General features: G+C 69.1%; 14 protein-coding genes. 3 read left to right on the top strand and 11 right to left on the bottom strand.

Going from position 1 to position 15330, the window contains the following annotated elements; translation table 11 throughout:
• Positions 1-58: 58 nt before the first annotated feature.
• The 8 genes from aspA to E5679_RS14115 all read right to left on the bottom strand — a co-directional run bounded on the left by aspA (position 59) and on the right by E5679_RS14115 (position 8647).
• Positions 59-1495: an aspartate ammonia-lyase gene (gene aspA / locus E5679_RS14150; protein ID WP_138416943.1), complete on the bottom strand. Its 1437-nt coding sequence runs from the start codon at positions 1493-1495 to the stop codon at positions 59-61.
• Positions 1496-1540: 45 nt separating this feature from the next.
• Positions 1541-2557 carry an asparaginase gene (locus E5679_RS14145; protein ID WP_138416941.1) on the bottom strand — a complete coding sequence of 339 codons (1017 nt, stop codon included), beginning with the start codon at positions 2555-2557 and terminating at the stop codon, positions 1541-1543.
• A 43-nt stretch (positions 2558-2600) separates the two neighbouring features.
• A complete protein-coding gene (locus tag E5679_RS14140) occupies positions 2601-3320 on the bottom strand; it encodes a FadR/GntR family transcriptional regulator (protein WP_138416939.1) in 720 nt (239 codons plus the stop codon).
• 202 nt (positions 3321-3522) lie between these two features.
• Positions 3523-3930 (bottom strand): rhodanese-like domain-containing protein, encoded by a 408-nt coding sequence (locus E5679_RS14135; RefSeq protein ID WP_212746957.1) that lies wholly within the window; start codon positions 3928-3930, stop codon positions 3523-3525.
• Between the two features lie 3 nt (positions 3931-3933).
• Positions 3934-5502: an N-acyl-D-amino-acid deacylase family protein gene (locus tag E5679_RS14130; protein WP_138416937.1), complete on the bottom strand. Its 1569-nt coding sequence runs from the start codon at positions 5500-5502 to the stop codon at positions 3934-3936.
• A gap of 54 nt (positions 5503-5556) precedes the next feature.
• Positions 5557-6870, bottom strand: coding sequence for a type III PLP-dependent enzyme domain-containing protein (locus E5679_RS14125; RefSeq protein WP_171042392.1), 1314 nt, complete (start codon positions 6868-6870; stop codon positions 5557-5559).
• Positions 6867-7265: a RidA family protein gene (locus tag E5679_RS14120; RefSeq protein WP_249336145.1), complete on the bottom strand. Its 399-nt coding sequence runs from the start codon at positions 7263-7265 to the stop codon at positions 6867-6869. Before E5679_RS14120 ends, E5679_RS14125 begins: the two co-directional genes overlap by 4 nt.
• A gap of 41 nt (positions 7266-7306) precedes the next feature.
• Positions 7307-8647 carry an MFS transporter gene (locus tag E5679_RS14115; protein WP_138416933.1) on the bottom strand — a complete coding sequence of 447 codons (1341 nt, stop codon included), beginning with the start codon at positions 8645-8647 and terminating at the stop codon, positions 7307-7309.
• A 175-nt stretch (positions 8648-8822) separates the two neighbouring features.
• Here E5679_RS14115 and E5679_RS14110 point away from each other — a divergent pair, with 175 nt between their 5' ends.
• Positions 8823-9554: a helix-turn-helix transcriptional regulator gene (locus tag E5679_RS14110; protein ID WP_171042391.1), complete on the top strand. Its 732-nt coding sequence runs from the start codon at positions 8823-8825 to the stop codon at positions 9552-9554.
• Positions 9555-9567: 13 nt separating this feature from the next.
• Here the strand turns inward: E5679_RS14110 and E5679_RS14105 are convergent, their stop codons facing one another.
• Positions 9568-10302, bottom strand: a complete 735-nt coding sequence (locus E5679_RS14105; protein ID WP_249336144.1) for a TetR/AcrR family transcriptional regulator — start codon at positions 10300-10302, stop codon at positions 9568-9570.
• A gap of 104 nt (positions 10303-10406) precedes the next feature.
• Here E5679_RS14105 and E5679_RS14100 point away from each other — a divergent pair, with 104 nt between their 5' ends.
• Complete coding sequence (locus tag E5679_RS14100) at positions 10407-11111, top strand: DUF4386 domain-containing protein (RefSeq protein WP_138416929.1); 705 nt, start codon at positions 10407-10409, stop codon at positions 11109-11111.
• A 32-nt stretch (positions 11112-11143) separates the two neighbouring features.
• Here E5679_RS14100 and E5679_RS14095 read toward each other — a convergent pair whose 3' ends face one another.
• Entirely contained in the window at positions 11144-11809 is a 666-nt protein-coding gene (locus tag E5679_RS14095) for a dihydrofolate reductase family protein (RefSeq protein WP_212746956.1), read from the bottom strand.
• Here E5679_RS14095 and E5679_RS14090 point away from each other — a divergent pair.
• The gene (locus E5679_RS14090; RefSeq protein ID WP_138416927.1) at positions 11808-12710 is read left to right on the top strand and encodes an SDR family oxidoreductase; all 903 of its coding nucleotides are present in this window, start codon (positions 11808-11810) and stop codon (positions 12708-12710) included. The two genes, E5679_RS14095 and E5679_RS14090, sit on opposite strands and share 2 nt — an antisense overlap.
• Positions 12711-12713: 3 nt before the next feature.
• Here E5679_RS14090 and hrpB read toward each other — a convergent pair whose 3' ends face one another.
• The gene (hrpB, locus tag E5679_RS14085; RefSeq protein ID WP_138416925.1) at positions 12714-15329 is read right to left on the bottom strand and encodes an ATP-dependent helicase HrpB; all 2616 of its coding nucleotides are present in this window, start codon (positions 15327-15329) and stop codon (positions 12714-12716) included.
• Between the last annotated feature and the right edge of the window lies 1 nt (position 15330).

Raw genomic sequence — 15330 nt, 5'->3', positions numbered from 1 at the left:
TCCTTTCTGTGGAGGTGTGAGGCGGGGTGGGAGGGGGATGGTTGGGGCTGGGACTCGTTCACGCTGTAAGGTTTGCGAGCCGTTCGGGGCGGAGCAGTTCCTCGAGCCGTTCTGCCGTGAGGAGGCCGCGCTCGAGCACGAGTTCGGCGACACCGCGCCCCGTTGTGAGGGCCTCTTGGGCGATCGACGTCGCGGCGGCGTAACCGAGGTAGGGGTTGAGCGCCGTCACGAGGCCGATCGAATGCTCCACGCTGGCGCGCAGGCGCTCGGCATTGGCGGTGATTCCGCGCACGCAGCGCTCGGTGAGCGTCTGGCACGCGGCCTCGAGATGGCTGATGCTCTTGTGGAGGCTGTGCACGATGACCGGCTCGAACGCGTTGAGCTGGAGCTGACCGGCCTCGGCGGCCATCGTGATGGTCACGTCGTTGCCGATGACCTCGTAGGCGACCTGGCTGACGACCTCCGGGATGACCGGGTTGATCTTCCCGGGCATGATCGACGAGCCCGACTGGACGGCAGGGAGGTTGATCTCCCCGAGACCGGCTCGGGGCCCGGAGGAGAGGAGCCGGAGGTCGTTGCAGATCTTGGAGAGCTTGACCGCAACGCGCTTGAGGACGCCGGAGAGGTGCACGAACGCGCCCATGTCCTGGGTCGCCTCGATGAGGTCGACGGCGGTCACGAGTGGAAGGCCTGTCGCCTCGCCGAGGTGCCGGCAGGCGGCTTCGGCGTAGCCGGCGGGCGCGTTGAGGCCGGTGCCGATCGCGGTGGCCCCGAGGTTGATCTCGTGGACGAGCCGCGACGCCTCGCGCAGCCGTTCCCGGTCCTCGCCGATGGTGACGGCGTAGGTGCCGAACTCCTGCCCGAGCGTCATCGGCACCGCGTCTTGGAGCTGGGTGCGTCCCATCTTCACGACGGTCCGGAACTCCGTGGCCTTCTCGGCGAAGGCCTCCTCGAGGGTGGCGAGGGCAGTCAGGAGGCCCTCGATGCCGTACACGGTGGCGACGCGCACCGCGGTCGGGTAGACGTCATTGGTCGATTGGCTGAGATTGACGTGGTCGTTCGGGTGCAGGGCGGCGTAGTAGCCCTTCGCATGGCCGAGCAGCTCGAGCGCACGGTTGGCAATAACCTCGTTGGCGTTCATGTTCGACGACGTCCCCGCACCGCCCTGGATCACGTCGACCACGAACTGGTCCGCGAAGTGCCCGTCGAGGATCTCGAGGCAGGCCTTCTCGATGGCGGCGCCGCGTTCGGCGTCCAGCAGCCCGAGCTCCTGATTGGCCCGGGCGGCGGCAAGCTTCACCGCGGCGAGCCCCCGCACGAGGTGGGGGTTGGTCGAGAGCGGCTGGCCGGTGATGGGGAAGTTCTCCACGGCGCGGAGCGTGTGCACGCCCCAATAGGCGTCCGCGGGGACACGGCGGTCGCCGAGGAGGTCGTGGTCCACACGGTAGCCTCCGTCGAGCTGCTCTCCGTCGAGCGTCTCGGGCGCAAGGGTCATGGCAGGGCCTTTCTGGGAGGTTCGGTTCGGCATGGGAAAGTCTGCTCAGGCCTCGGGGAACGGGTCCTCGAGCGCGGTGAGGACGCCCACGGGACGCCCGCCCCCGAGCACGGGCGCGGCCGCGAGGGGTGCGAGGGCGCCGTCGGTGCCCGCTTCCGGGACGCCGAGCGCGGCGAGCGCGCGCACGGTGACGGGCATGCGGGCGCGGTCCCCGCCGTCGGAGATCTTGACGGCGACCGCTCGGCCGTCGGCCAGCCCGACGAGCTGGACGCCTTCGAAGCCGTCCTTCGCGACCGCGCCGGGCAGGAGCCGCATGAGGCGGGTGACGTCGCGGCCCTCGCCGGCGACCATCTCGGGATACGCTGCCATCGCGCGGGCGACGATAGCCTCGGCGCCTGATGCGCCGTCGTGGGCTCCTGCTCGCGCGAGGCGGCCGTAGGCGCGGGCCATGCCCGCCAGCGTCACGGCTGGAAGGGGCGTCCCGCACCCGTCCGTGGTCCACTCGGTGATCTCGTCCCCCGTGAGCTCGGCAACGACATCGGCGACGAGCCGCTGGAGCGGATGTCCCGGATCGAGGTACCCGCTCACCTCCCACCCGTTCAGCGTGCACACGGCGGCCATCGCGGCGTGCTTTCCGGAGCAGTTCTGGCACACGCGGTCCGCGTGGCCGCCCGAGCGGAGCCATGCCTCGCGCTCGGCAGCGCCGTACGGGAGATCGAGCGTGTTCTCCAGAGCGGAGACGTCGAGGCCGTGGCGCGCCAGGATCCGGAGCGTGCCCTCACGGTGTACCGGCGCACCGCTGTGGCTCGCGGCGGCCAGCGCCAGGAGCTCCTGCGGCAGCTCGAGCCCGGCGCGGACGAGCGCGACGGCCTGGAGCGGCTTGAGCGCCGACCGCGGATAGAACAGGGCGGAGGCGTCCCCGACTTCCCAGAGCAGCCCGCCGTCAGAGTCGGTGGCCGCGACACTGCCGTAGTGGACGCCCTCGACGAGATCGCCGCGGATCTGCACGGCGAGCGGAACGTGGGCGGTGGCGATCAGGGATGGGGCGGTGGCAGAAGACATGGCTCTCTGAGGATCGATGAAAGGGCGTACGGACGGGGCTGGATCAGTGGTTGCGGAGGGATTCGACGGCTTCGGTGACGGCCGCAAGATGCTCGGCCATCGCTGCGCTAGCGAGCTCAGCCGAGCCGGCCTCGATCGCCGTGAGGATCTTGCGGTGCTCCACGTCGGACGCGCGCTGGCGATCCGCGACGAGGTTGAGGGTCTCAGACTGATTTGCGAGCGCGTCGCGGAGGTCGGCGACGACGCTCTCGAACACCTTGTTGCCGCTCGCGCGGGCAATCAGCCCGTGGAACGTGGCGTCGAGGGCAACCCAGGAGGCAGGATCGTCCTCGAGGGCCATGTCCGCGACGATTCCCTTGAGGGTTGCAAGGTCCTCCTCGCTGCGGCGGACGGCCGCAAGACCGGCCGCGGGGACCTCGATGTGGGGGCGTGCCTCGGTGAGATCCCGCGCCGAATACCGTCCGAGGACGAGGTCGCTCGACACGCTGCCGGAGACGACGAACGTTCCCTTGCCGGTGTGGGTTTCAGTGAGGCCCAGCGCGGCACACGAGCGCAGCGCCTCACGGACCACCGAGCGGCTGACGCCGTAGCGCGCGGCAAGCGCGGCCTCGGCAGGCAGCTTGGACCCGACGGGAACGCGGCCCGACTCGATCTCCGACCGGAGCTCCGCGAGGACGGCCTCCCCCGCGCTGAGGCGGGCGAGAGGTCGGGAATCTCCGGCTATACCAGCCTGTCGGGCTGTACGGCTGTCGGACAAGCTCATTCCGCAACTATGGCATCGGTCACAGAATCCTGTCAAGGAGAGGTCCGCTTCAACAGTACCCGGTGCAGTTCCTCTCGCACTGGAGTGCGGCCCAACGCCCCACCACCCGCTGGACCGCGGGGCAATAGCGTCGCTTCAGGCCTTTCGCCCCAGTTCCTCGCGAGGGTACAGGCCTAGCGCAGCCGCCAGACGCAGCCCGAACCTAATCCAGTTCGGCAGTGACGAGCGGGTCAGCGCTACGCCGGCCAACCGACCCAGCGCGCTCCACCGCGAAGCCGTTCCTCACCCAGTATTCGTACCCGCCCACCAGCTCGCGCACGTCATACCCCTCGGAGAGCAGGCGGTAGGCCGTGGCGGTTGCGCCGTTGCAGCCGGGACCCCACCCGTAGACGATGAGGGTTCGATCGCGGGGCAGAGTGAGCGGGGCGTCCAGAGCGGTTGTCGGCAGGTGGAGGGCACCGGCGATGTGCCCGTGATCCCAGGAGTGTTGCTTGCGGGTGTCGATGATGACGGCGGTGCCCTCGGCCTGGGCGCCGTGTGCGGCGACGACGTCAATTTCGTACGCCAGCTTCGCTTCCAAGAACGCGAGGAGGGTGTTGCGCGAAACCACTGCCTACTCTCCCCCCGGCTCGCGCCGCAGACCCCGGCCGGGCGTGCTGTCCAAGAGCTTCCCGTCGGCGAGGACTGGCTCTCCGGCGACCACAACGTCGTCGATACCCACCGCATCGCCGAGCGGCCGCTCGTAGGCGGCCGTGTCGGCTACCACTTCGGGGTCGACCACGATGAGATCAGCGACCCAACCAGGGGCGACCCGCCCGCGTCGGCCCAGCCCGAAGCGGGCCGCGGGTGCAGCGGAGAGATGGCGCACCGCCTCCGGCCAGGACCAGATGGGCGTTTCCCGGACGAACTGCCGCAGGTAGCGGGCGAACGTGCCCCGAGCCCGAGGATGCGGGTGCGCGCCGATGAAGATGCCGTCCGAGCCGCCCATGTGAGCGGGATGCGAGAAGATCCTTCCCAACTCGGCGTCCGACCGCTCATGACGCACAGCCATGACGGCGTTGACCTGAAGCCGGGAGGCCGCGAGCAGGTCCAGGGCGAGGTCGATGGCGTCGGTGCCGGCCCGAACCGCGGCGGATTCGAGAGTCAGTCCATGGGCCCAGGCGAAATCCGGCGCCGCGATGTGCGCGAGGGTGATCATCGAGGGCCATTCGGGCCCGAGGCTCGCGTTGCGCTCGACGGCGGGGAACCATTCGCGGCGAAGGCGCGCGCGTTCGGCTGAGTCAGAGATGATGCCGACGACGGCGTCAGTCGGGAGTGCGGAGAGCTCCGGCGGCAGCAGGGGCATGGCCAAGAGAGTGCAGCCCCGTGTATAGGGGTACGCGTCGAAGGTCGCGTCGACGCCGGAGCGGCTGAGGGCCTCGAGCTGCTCGCGCACAATGTGCGCCTCGGCGTGGAAATGCGAAATGTGGACCCGTGCGCCGGACAAGGCACTAATCCGCACGATCTCCTCGACGCCAGCTGCCGAATTGGCTTCGTACCCGCCTCTCATATGCGTAACGTAAACGCCCCCGGCCGCCGCGACGGGCTCACACAACGTGGCGATCTCTTCGGTGCTGGCGAAGAGACCGGGTACATAGTCGAGACCGGTGGACAGTCCGACGGCGCCTTCGCGCATGCCTTCCTCGACGAGGCGGCCCATCGCGGCCTGCTGGGCCTGATCCGCCGGGGTCCGGGACCGTCCGCAGACCTCCCAGCGGACGGTCCCGGCGGGGACCAGATAGGCGAAGTTCAGACGCGACCGCCCATCAACACTGGCCAGATAGGCGGCCACACCGCCCCCGGAGTAGCCCGGGTGCGCGCCGTTGATGGCCGCGAAGTACTCGCTTGCGTAGGACCCGTCACCGGGTGCGTAGGAGACGCCGTCCTGTCCGGCGATCGCCGTCGTCACGCCCTGCTTGAGAAGTGACTCCTGCACCGAGTCGTCCTCGACGAAGCCGTCGGCGTGGGAGTGCGTGTCGACGAATCCGGGCAGAACATACCGGCCGCGGCAATCGATGACCCGGTCGTCCACAGCCGGGGCCACGTCGCCGATCTCGGTGATCGTCTCGCCCTCGATCGCGACGTCTGCGGGACGCAGGCCCTCCTCGTCGACGATCGTTCCTCCGCGCATCACGAGGCGCATTCTGGGTCCCTTTCGCGTGTGCCGGCCAACGTCTTAGAAGAACCGGCCAACGTCTTAGAAGAAGGTGCGGACGAGCTCGACTACCCGGTCGCTGGACTGCGATTCCACGACGGGGAGGTAGTGCCACTTGTCGAAGGTGGTGCACGGGTGGGACAGCCCCAGGGAGACAACTGACCCGAGCGCAACATCCTGCTTCCCGAGTCCGAGGTAGCTGTGCTGGTCGTTCATGGCGAGGATCGAGGCGTCCTCGAGAACGTCCCATTCGCTGCCCAGATCGGCTGCCGTGAGGCGCGGGATCGGCAGGCCCTCGTCGAAGGGGAAGTCTCTCTTTCCGCCGTCGAGCAGGGCCAGCCCGCGCTCGGGGTGCGACACCACCCTGGCGAGCCCGCGGATCGCCGAATGGAGCCGCGCCGAACCAATCCGGCCCGAGCCGGCGGAGCCCGCCGTCGTCCCCGCTCCTTCGTCCAGGGGCGAGATCTGACGGTAGAAGCCGTCGTCATGGGTGATGTAGGCGCCGCTGCGGAGGGTCCACAGCGTGCGGGAATCAGCCTTCATCGCGTCCCCGTACACCTCGGCGACCACGTCGAAATAGGCGCTCCCGCCGGCAGTGACGTAGATGTCGCCGTCGTCGTCATAGAGCCCGCCCAGAGCCTCGTGCAGCTCCACCTGCCCGCGGAGGTAGGCGCGCACCGTCTCGAGGGATGCTTCCGTCCGGTCATGGGCGAGCGAACCCTCGTACCCGGAGACGCCGGCGAGGCGGACGACGTCGGACGCGGCCGCACGCTTGGCAACCTCCACCGCCTCCTCAACGCTCCGGGCGCCGGTGCGGCCACCGGCTGCCCCGAGCTCGACGCAGATGTCCACGGGCCGAGGAGTGCCAGCCTCCCGGAGGGAGCGCTCCATGGCCTCGATCGTCGCGACCGAATCGGCCCAGGCCACGAAGCGGAACTCGGGGTCGGCGAGTTCGGCGGCAAGGTAACGCAGGGAGCGCTCATCGACGACGGCGTTGGCGAGCATGATCGAGCCCAGCCCGAACGAGCGCGCCGTGCGGACCTGCCCCATGGTGGCGAGAGTGATGCCGAGGGAGCCTGCCTCGAGCTGCCTCTGCCAGAGCGCGGGGGCCATCGTGGTCTTGCCGTGCGGCATCAGTTTGAATCCGCGCGCCCCGGTCCACTCGGCCATGACGGCGATGTTGTTCTCCATGGCCTCGTTGTCGAGCGCCACGATCGGGGTCCAGAACTCAGAAAGCCGCGGGCCGGTGGCGAGGAACTCGGCCACCGTCAGGCCGGCTGCGCGAGCGGGGAGCCCCTTGTCGCGGGCGCACAGGCGCTCGCTCCCCAGCTCGTCCAGACGAAGGGCAGACGTCACCTGCTGCTGCCCTCGGGGAGCGCTGCGACCACGTCGATCTCGACGAGGATGTTCGCCAGCTGGGACCCGACGGTGGTGCGCACGGGGTACGGCTCGGTGAAGAACTCCTTGTAGGCTTCGTTGAACTCCCCGAAATCCGCCAGATCGGCCAGGTGGACCGTGGTCTTGACGCAGTCGTCCAAGGTGAGCCCGCGCTCGGCGAGGATCGCCTGCACGTTGCGCAGGACCTGCCGGGTCTGCTCGCCCACGTTGTCGGCAACCGCTCCGGTGGCGGGATCCTGAGGCCCGAAGCCTGCCGTGTAGAAGAAGCCGTTCGCCTCGATGCCCTGGCTGTAGGGGCCGGCGGGCTGCGGGGCGTTGGTCGTACGGAATGCGGTCTTGGTCATGGTGGTCATGATGGTCCCTTTTCGTTGGTGGGTGGTGTGAAAGTCGGCCGTCAGTGCATCTCGTGCAGGCGGCCAGCGTTCTCGACGTCGGGTCGGAACGAGGCGTAGGCCGTGGCGATGACGCCGATGAGCGCGATGGCCGCGGCGTAGATGATCACGGGCAGGACGCTGCCGAAGGCAGCCGAGAGAGCTGTGGCGATGAGGGGGGCGAAGCCGCCTCCGATGGTGTTCGAGATCTGGTAGCCGATGTTGACGCCCGTGGTGCGTGCCTCGACGTCGAACATCTCGACGAGCATGGTCTGAAGGGTGCCCTGCATGGCGACGCCCGGGATCACGAAGCCGATGATCATGCCCAACCAGATGAGCACGGCCACCTGAGTGCCGTAGAGCGCGAAGGCGGGGTACAGCAGCAGGGCGAAGGCAATGCACGCGCCGATGTAGGTCTTGCGGCGTCCAATCTTGTCGGACAGGCTTCCCCACAGTGGCGCCGCGAAGACCTGCAGGACGCCGACGATCATCGTGCCGAGGAACCCGACCTGCGCTTGGGTGCCCTTGGAGACCATGAAGGCGAGGCCGAAGGTCAGCACGAGGTAGCCGGCGATGCTCTGCGGCAGGCCGATGAGGATGCCGAGAATCGCGTTCTTGGGATGGCGGAAGACCTCCCTGAGCGGTGACTTGGCCTTCTCCTGGGTGAGCGCGCGGGCTGCGGCAAGATCCTTGAACTCGTCCGATTCCTCGAGCTTGGAACGGAGCACGATGGCGATGATCGCCAGAACCAGGGCGAAGACGAACGGAATACGCCAGCCCCATTCCATGAAGAACGACTTGGAACCCGCCCCGACCGCCGCCATCAGGCCGGCCGAGGCCACGTTGGCGATGCCAGCGCCGCTGATGAGCAGCGCCCCGAACAGCCCGCGGCGGCCGGGAGGAGCCTGCTCGACGACGAGGGCGGCCGCGCCTCCCATCTCACCGCCGACGAACAGGCCCTGCAGCATCCGGAAGAACAGAAGGAGAATCGGGGCCGCGATCCCGATGGCGCCGGCAGGGGGAATCAGGCCGATCGCGGCCGTCGAGATTCCCATGCCCACGACCGTGATCATCAGCATCGTCTTGCGGCCCATGCGGTCTCCGACGTGACCGAAGATCAGGCCGCCGATCGGTCGAAGGAGAAAGCCAAAGGCAAAGCTGGCGAACGAGGAGAGCGTCCCCACGACGGGGTCGTTGTTGGGGAAGAACACGGTGGGAAACACGGTCGCCGACGCCAGGCCGTAGAGGTAGTAGTCGAAATACTCCATGAGCGTGCCGATTGACCCGCCCGCGACTGCACGGCGCTGCTTCCGCGGTATCGCCGTTCTCCACGACGCTTGCTGTTCCTGCTCCGTCCGTACCATGAGAGCCTCCTTACCCTAGGTCCAGATGTGTTCTTGGTCCCGGCCCCGGCAGATGGCCGGACCGGAGAAGACGCTTGAACAGTATGTCTACGTCTCTTACGATTTGTCTATAGGGTCTAACGATTTGTCTACGAGGGTGAGGCTGGTAACACTGTCCTATGAGCGAGGAAGCATCATGACCGCTAGTCCGGCCCAGCAGACCATTGACGGCCTGGCGCACATGGGGACCTATGAATCCGTGGACGAGATCCTCGCCGTGTTCCGCCCCGTCATCCACGCGGTAGCGGCCGCGGTCGGTCCCGGATGCGAAGTGGTTCTGCACGACCTTTCGGCCCCAGACCCAGACCTCGGCCACACGATCGCGGCTATCGAGAACGGGCATGTCACCGGTCGCGAAGTCGGGGGCCCCTCCAGCAGTCTCGGCGCGAGCGTGCTCCACGACCAGGGGGCTGACCACAATGCGTTCGGCTACCGGGGACTGACGAGCGACGGGCGCCAGCTGCGCTGCTCGTCCGTGTACTTCCGCAACTCCGCGGGGCGCATCATCGCGGCGCTCTGCATCAACTTCGACATCAGCACCATTCAGCGGGTTCAGGGCCTGCTCGACGGACTGCTGGGTCAGACGTCCGCCGAAACCGCTGAACGGCCGAACGAATTCTTCGGGCGTGACTTGGTCTCGGTGATGGACGCGATGGTGACCGAAGCGATCCGTGAGATCGGAAAGCCCGTGGAGCAGATGAGCCGTGACGACCGCATCGCCGTTCTCACCCGGCTCGACCAGCAGGGAGTGCTGCAGATGCGGAAGGGTGTCGAGAGCATCGCGGCCCGACTCGGGATTTCCCGCGTCACCGCCTATTCGTATCTGGACGAAGCCCGGAATCAGGAACCGCAGGACACTGCCCCTTAGATCCGACAGCCCCTCACAGCACCGAAGCGGCCTCCCGGTCATGGTCCGCTGACCGCCACCCCGAGCGGTGGAGGCGCTCCACGCCGGCAAGCATCAGGTCGATCCCGAATTCGAACTCGAACTGGTCGTCGCACCCCGACCCCACGACGCTGTCGGGATCATGCGGGCGACTCGAAGCCACGGCGACGATCCCGGGGAAGGCAGCGGCCATGGCGGCGGCCGCCTCGGGCGGGAGCTCAGAGGCGGAAGCAGGATCCGTCTCGTACAGCTCCTGGGTGAAGCCGAAAATCCTGCTTCCCAGCGCGTGCATGACGTGGTGCACAAGGTCCACGGACAGGCCCCCGGCCAGGAACATCCCGATGGTGGAATCCATGTAGGCGAGCACCACGGGCGTCGGCGCCGCTTGGGCTTCCATGACGCGTCGCGCCCATGGGTGGCGCAGCATGACCGCGCGCGCGGAGAGGATCCGCCGTCGCACATTCGCCACCCAGTCTGGTCCCTCCTGAGCCGGCTCAATCTCGGCGAGCACGGCGTCAACAAGGCCCGCGAGCAGCTCGTCCTTGTTCGCCACATGCTTGTACAAGGCCATCGGCACGACGCCCAACGCTTGGGCCAGCTTGCGCATGCTGATCGCCTCGAGCCCGGAATGATCGGCGAGGGCGACGGCGGCGCGGAGCACCTTCTCGCGGCTGAGTTGCCCTCTCTGCGCCGTGCCTCCCGACGCCGCTGCGCCTCCCGATGCCGCCACAAGCCCACTTCCTTCACGCCCATTGACAAGCGTACACCGTACACCTAGCTTGGATCCATTGAAGGTGTACGCCGTACACCTCGGAATGAAGGAACGGAATCACCATGGGCTCCACCCGGCGCACGGCCATCGCCATCGGCGCGTTCTTCCTCCTCACGCACATCACGTCGATCGCCAGCATGGTGCTGTACGGGCCCGTCCTCAGCAGCACCGACTACGGCAGCTATCTGGCGGGTGACGGAGCGAGCGGCAAGGCGCTCTTCGGCGCCCTGCTCGAGGTCGTCCTCTCCCTGGCGATCGTGGGGACGGGGGTCGCGTTCTTCCCCGTGGTGCGCAGGATCAACGAGGGCATGGCCCTCGGTTACGCGGCGCTCCGCACGCTCGAGGCCGGAGTGATCGCCGTCGGCGTCACGCCGCTGGTCGCCGCCGTCGCCCTCGCCCAGGGAACCGGGACCACCGGCAACGCCGGACTCATTCAGGCCCTCGCGGCTATCCACAACTGGACGTTCATCGTGGGCCCGGGCCTCATCTGCCCGGCCAACACCGCGGTCCTCGCGGCCGTCCTGCTCCGCTCGGGCCTCGTGCCGCGCATCATCCCGATCCTCGGACTCGTCGGCGCCCCACTCGTGTTCGCCGTGAACGTCTGGCAGCTGTTCGCCCTCACGCCCCAGGCCCCGAGCTCATTCAGCCTCGCCGTCGTCCCGATCTTCGCCTGGGAGGTCAGCCTTGCCCTGTACCTGATCATCCGGGGCTTCCGCGGGGCGGCAGTGGCGAAGAGCCGGTCCACCCAGCCAGCCATGGCGCGCTGATCCCCGCCATGCGGTCAGGCGGGCCGATGCCGTCATGCGGGCCGATAGCGGCAGACCTGCACCCCGGTCCGGGCCGTCACCGCGGACAGCAGCTCGAACCGCCGCGCCTCTCCGTCGGAGGGGAAGAGCGTCTTGCCGCCTCCGAGAGTGATCGGCTCGATCATGAGGATCAGTTCGTCCACGAGCTTCGCCACAAGCAGCGTCCGCACCACCGAGAGACTCCCGTAGATGTAGATGTCGCCGCCGGGCCGCTTCCGCAGCTCGGACACCGCGTCAACGAGAGCGCCGCCCCGGATGAGCTCCGCAGGGCCCCAGGGCAGCTCCTGCTCGGACAGGGAATCGGACACGACGTACTTCTGGGTCGCGTTGATCCAATCGGCGAAGGGGTCGCCGCCCCTGCTGGGCCAGGCCGCCGCGGAGATCTGATACGTCCGCCGACCCTGCAGCAGCGCCTCACTGCGTTCCGCGATCTCGGCGATGACGGGACCCATGACTTCGGGGTCGAAGAACGGCAACGACCAGCCGCCACGCTGGAAGCCGCCCGTCGTGTCCTCCTGCGGCCCGCCCGGTGCCTGCACGACCCCGTCAAGGCTCATGAACTCGCTCACCACAACGCGCATGGCGCGACCGTACCAGCCGCGCGTCATGAGGAGTAGAGTTCCAGCCGCGAGAGTTCTGCGGGCCCAAGGAGGGGTCATGAGCGATGCGCCAGTTCTTGTTGTCGGTGCCACGGGCTGGCTAGGAGGCCAGGTGGTCGGCGCGCTCCGGTCCCGAGGCAAGAAGGTCCGCGCCCTCGTCAGGCCTGCCTCGAACGCCTCGCGTCTCGAGGCCGACGGCGTTGAGATCGCCCGGGGCGACATGATGGACCCCCCGTCGCTCACCCAGGCGATGGATGGCGCCGACGCCGTCATCACGACGGCGGCCGGCTACACCCGCCACAGCAAGGGCGACAGCGACGAGATCGACGTGGTCGGCAACCGCAACTTGGCCGACGCCGCGGCTCGGGCGAGCGTCCGAAGGTTCATCCTCACGAGCATCCTCACCTGCGACCAGACGCCGGACGTGCCCCACTTCTGGCACAAGAAGCAGATGGAGGACCGGCTCGAGGAGCAGGGTGTGCCATTCGTCGCGCTCAGGCCAGGCGCGTTCCTCGATCAGGTTGCACGCTTCGGCGGGGACCCCTTCGCGAAAGGCCGCCTGAGCTGGTTCGGCTCGCCGACCGTCCCGCTGACCTTCGTCCTCACCGCAGACCTCGCGGCCTTCCTCGCCGCCGCAGTCGACGCCGACGTCACCCCCGGCGACCGGATCGACATCGGCTGGGATCGCCCGGTCAGCATGAAGGACATCGCGGAGATCGCGGGTCGCCTCCTCAGCAAGCGGATCCGGGTGCGGAGCATCCCCACGGGGGTCATCGACACGGCGGGGCGCCTCATTCCGAACCCGATGGTCAAGGACATGGCCTCGATGATCGACTGGTTCCAGACTGGCCGCTACGTCGCCGACACGAGGCGGCAACGAGAAGTGTTCGGGGTCGTGCCCACGGCGGAGGACGCGATCGGGCGGTATGTCACCGCCCTCGGCCACCCGCTCGCCGCCTAGAGATCAGCCCCCGAGCCGGCGCTTCGTCTTCGCGGTGGCGACGGCCGTCCACGGGTCCTCGGGCCACGGATGCTTGGGGTACCGGCCACGCATCTCCGCGCGCACCTGGGCATACGGCCCAGACCAGAACGAGGCGAGGTCCCCGGTGACGGCGAGCGGCCGCCCCGCCGGGGAGAGCAGGTGGAAGACCACCGGCACCCGCCCGTTCACGAGCCGCGGCGTCTCGGCCCACCCGAAGCACTCCTGGAGCTTGACCGCGACAACCGGTCGCACGCCGTCGTCCGCTCCGTCATCGCCATGGTCTAGTGGAGGGTATTCGATCCGGACGCGGGATCCGCTGGGCACCTCGAGCCGCTCGGGCACGAGCTCGTCGAAGCGCACAGCCTCGGGCCACGGCAAAAGCCGGCGCAACGGCTCGGCGAGATCCACGGAGCGTACCGAAGCGCCGCCCGCCAAGGCGTCGAGCTCGGGCGCGAGCCAGTCCTCAAGCCGCGAGAGCAGCGCGGGCTCGGAAACGTCCGGCCACGGGTCGCCGAGTTCGCGCTGCACGAGCGCGAGGCGGCGGCGCAGCGCGTCGGCGGCGGGAGACCAGCCGATGACACCCAGCCCGTCCTGAGTCAGCGCGCGGGCGACGGCGGCGTGCCCCGCCTCGCGCGAGGGCCGCACCGGCGTCGACGCCAGGACGATCTCGCCCAGACGACGTTCTCGCCGGGCGACGACCCGCCCCTCCACGAACTGCGCGTGAACCTCGTCGGCAAGCAGATGGCTCGCCGCGAATTCGGCGGCTTCCTGCGTCAGGGGCGCGGCCGTACGGATCACGGCACCGGTGCCCGCCGCGTCGCGGCCCGCCGCCCGGGAAACGTCGGCCACCGCCAGCCATTCGTGCCCCGCGAGCGGACTGCCCACCGGGAGCCCGGCGCGGCTGCCGGACGCGAGCAGGTACCTCTCCTGCACGCCGGGCACCCGGCGCGCCACGAACCGCGGAAACGCGAGGCCGACGACGAAACCCACCTTCTCGGCATCCGCCGCCAACCCAGGAGTCCCCGAAGCCGAGGCCGGCCCTGGGTTCTCCCGCGCAATGCGCTCGAGGCGGCGGACATCGTTCGCCCAGGCGCGAGAGCTGGGCTCGTGCCCGGAACGAAGGGACGAGAGGAGGCGCCCGAGGTCTGCCCCCGGCGCTCGGAGATCTCGCGCGACGAGTGCGACGGCCTCCGCGGCCTCCCGCACGCCGGCCACCGGCGCGCCATCGAGCAGTGCGCGTCCCAGACGCGGGTCCGCCGGGATTCGTGCGAGTGTCCGACCGAGGCCGGTTGCCTGACCGGTCTCGTCAATCGCCCCGATCCCGTCGAGCGTCCGCAGTGCGTCCTGGAGCGCGGCCGACGGCGGTGCATCCGGCAGCGCCAGACCTCTCCCTCCCGGTGCGCCCCAGCAGGCGAGAACCAACGCCGCCTCGGTGAGGTCCGCCGTCGCAATCTCAGGCGCAGACTGGGCGGGGAAGGCAGCGAAGGCGCGCTCGTCGTAGCACCGCACCACGCGGCCCGGCCCCTGTCGGGCGGCGCGGCCCGCGCGCTGCTCAGCCGAGGCCCGCGAGCATGAGACGGTCACGAGGCCGGACATCCCGCGCATCGCGTCCCTCCGGGGTTCCCTCGCGAGGCCGGAATCGATCACGAGCCGCACCCCGGGAACCGTCAACGAGGACTCGGCCAACGCCGTCGAGACGACGATTCGAGGCGGCTCTCCCACAGCCCGTCCGCCGACGGCGCGATCCTGTTCGGCCGCCCGCCCCCGGCCGTGCAGTTCGAGGACCTCCGTGCCCGCGAGTCGGGATCTGAGCCGCTCCGCGACCGCGTGCACCTCACGCGCGCCCGGGACGAACACGAGCGCATCCGCATCGAGGCCGTGGGCGAGAGCGGAGTCGTGCTCGAAGGCGGCCGTCGCCGCGATGTGGTCGAGAAACGCGCGGTTCACCCCGCGCTCGTCGAGCCTCGGCGCGGACGACGGCGCCCACGTCACCTCGAGTGGGTGCAACGCCGATGGCGAGTCGACGACGGGAGCCGGGGCGCCGCCGTCGTCCGTGAGCAGCGCGGCGAAGCGCTGAGCGTCAAGCGTCGCCGACATCGCGACGAGCATGAGGTCGTCGCGCAGCTGGCGCACCTCAGCGAGCATCCCGAGCGCGAGGTCCGTCTCGAGCCCGCGCTCGTGGACCTCGTCGACGATCACCGCCCCCGTCCCCTCGAGCGAGGGGTCGGCGAGGAGGCGCCGCACGAGGATCCCGGGCGTCACGAACTCGACGAGAGTCGTGTTGCCGACGTGACGCTCGCCCCGCACTGTGTACCCCACACGATCGCCTAACCGGCTGCCATCGAGCGACGCGAGGTGCCGCGCGGCAGCCCGAACGGCGACTCGACGCGGCTGGGTGACCACGACGCGTGGCGGGTTGGCCGCTCTGCTCCTCAGGAGGTTCGCGACGACCGGTGGGACAAGCGTGGTCTTCCCGCTGCCCGGAGGTGCCTGAACCACGACGGCGCCTCCAGCAAGTGCTCGCTCAAGATCGCCCTTTGATCCCGCGAAGGCAAGACCTTTGCTGATGGCGACGAGGTCGAACGGGCAAGAAGTCACG

Source organism: Sinomonas gamaensis (genome assembly GCF_005876955.1).
Classification (GTDB): domain Bacteria; phylum Actinomycetota; class Actinomycetes; order Actinomycetales; family Micrococcaceae; genus Sinomonas; species Sinomonas gamaensis.
The sequence above is the reverse complement of the archived record's forward strand: the minus strand, read 5'-3'. Positions and strand labels throughout refer to the sequence as shown.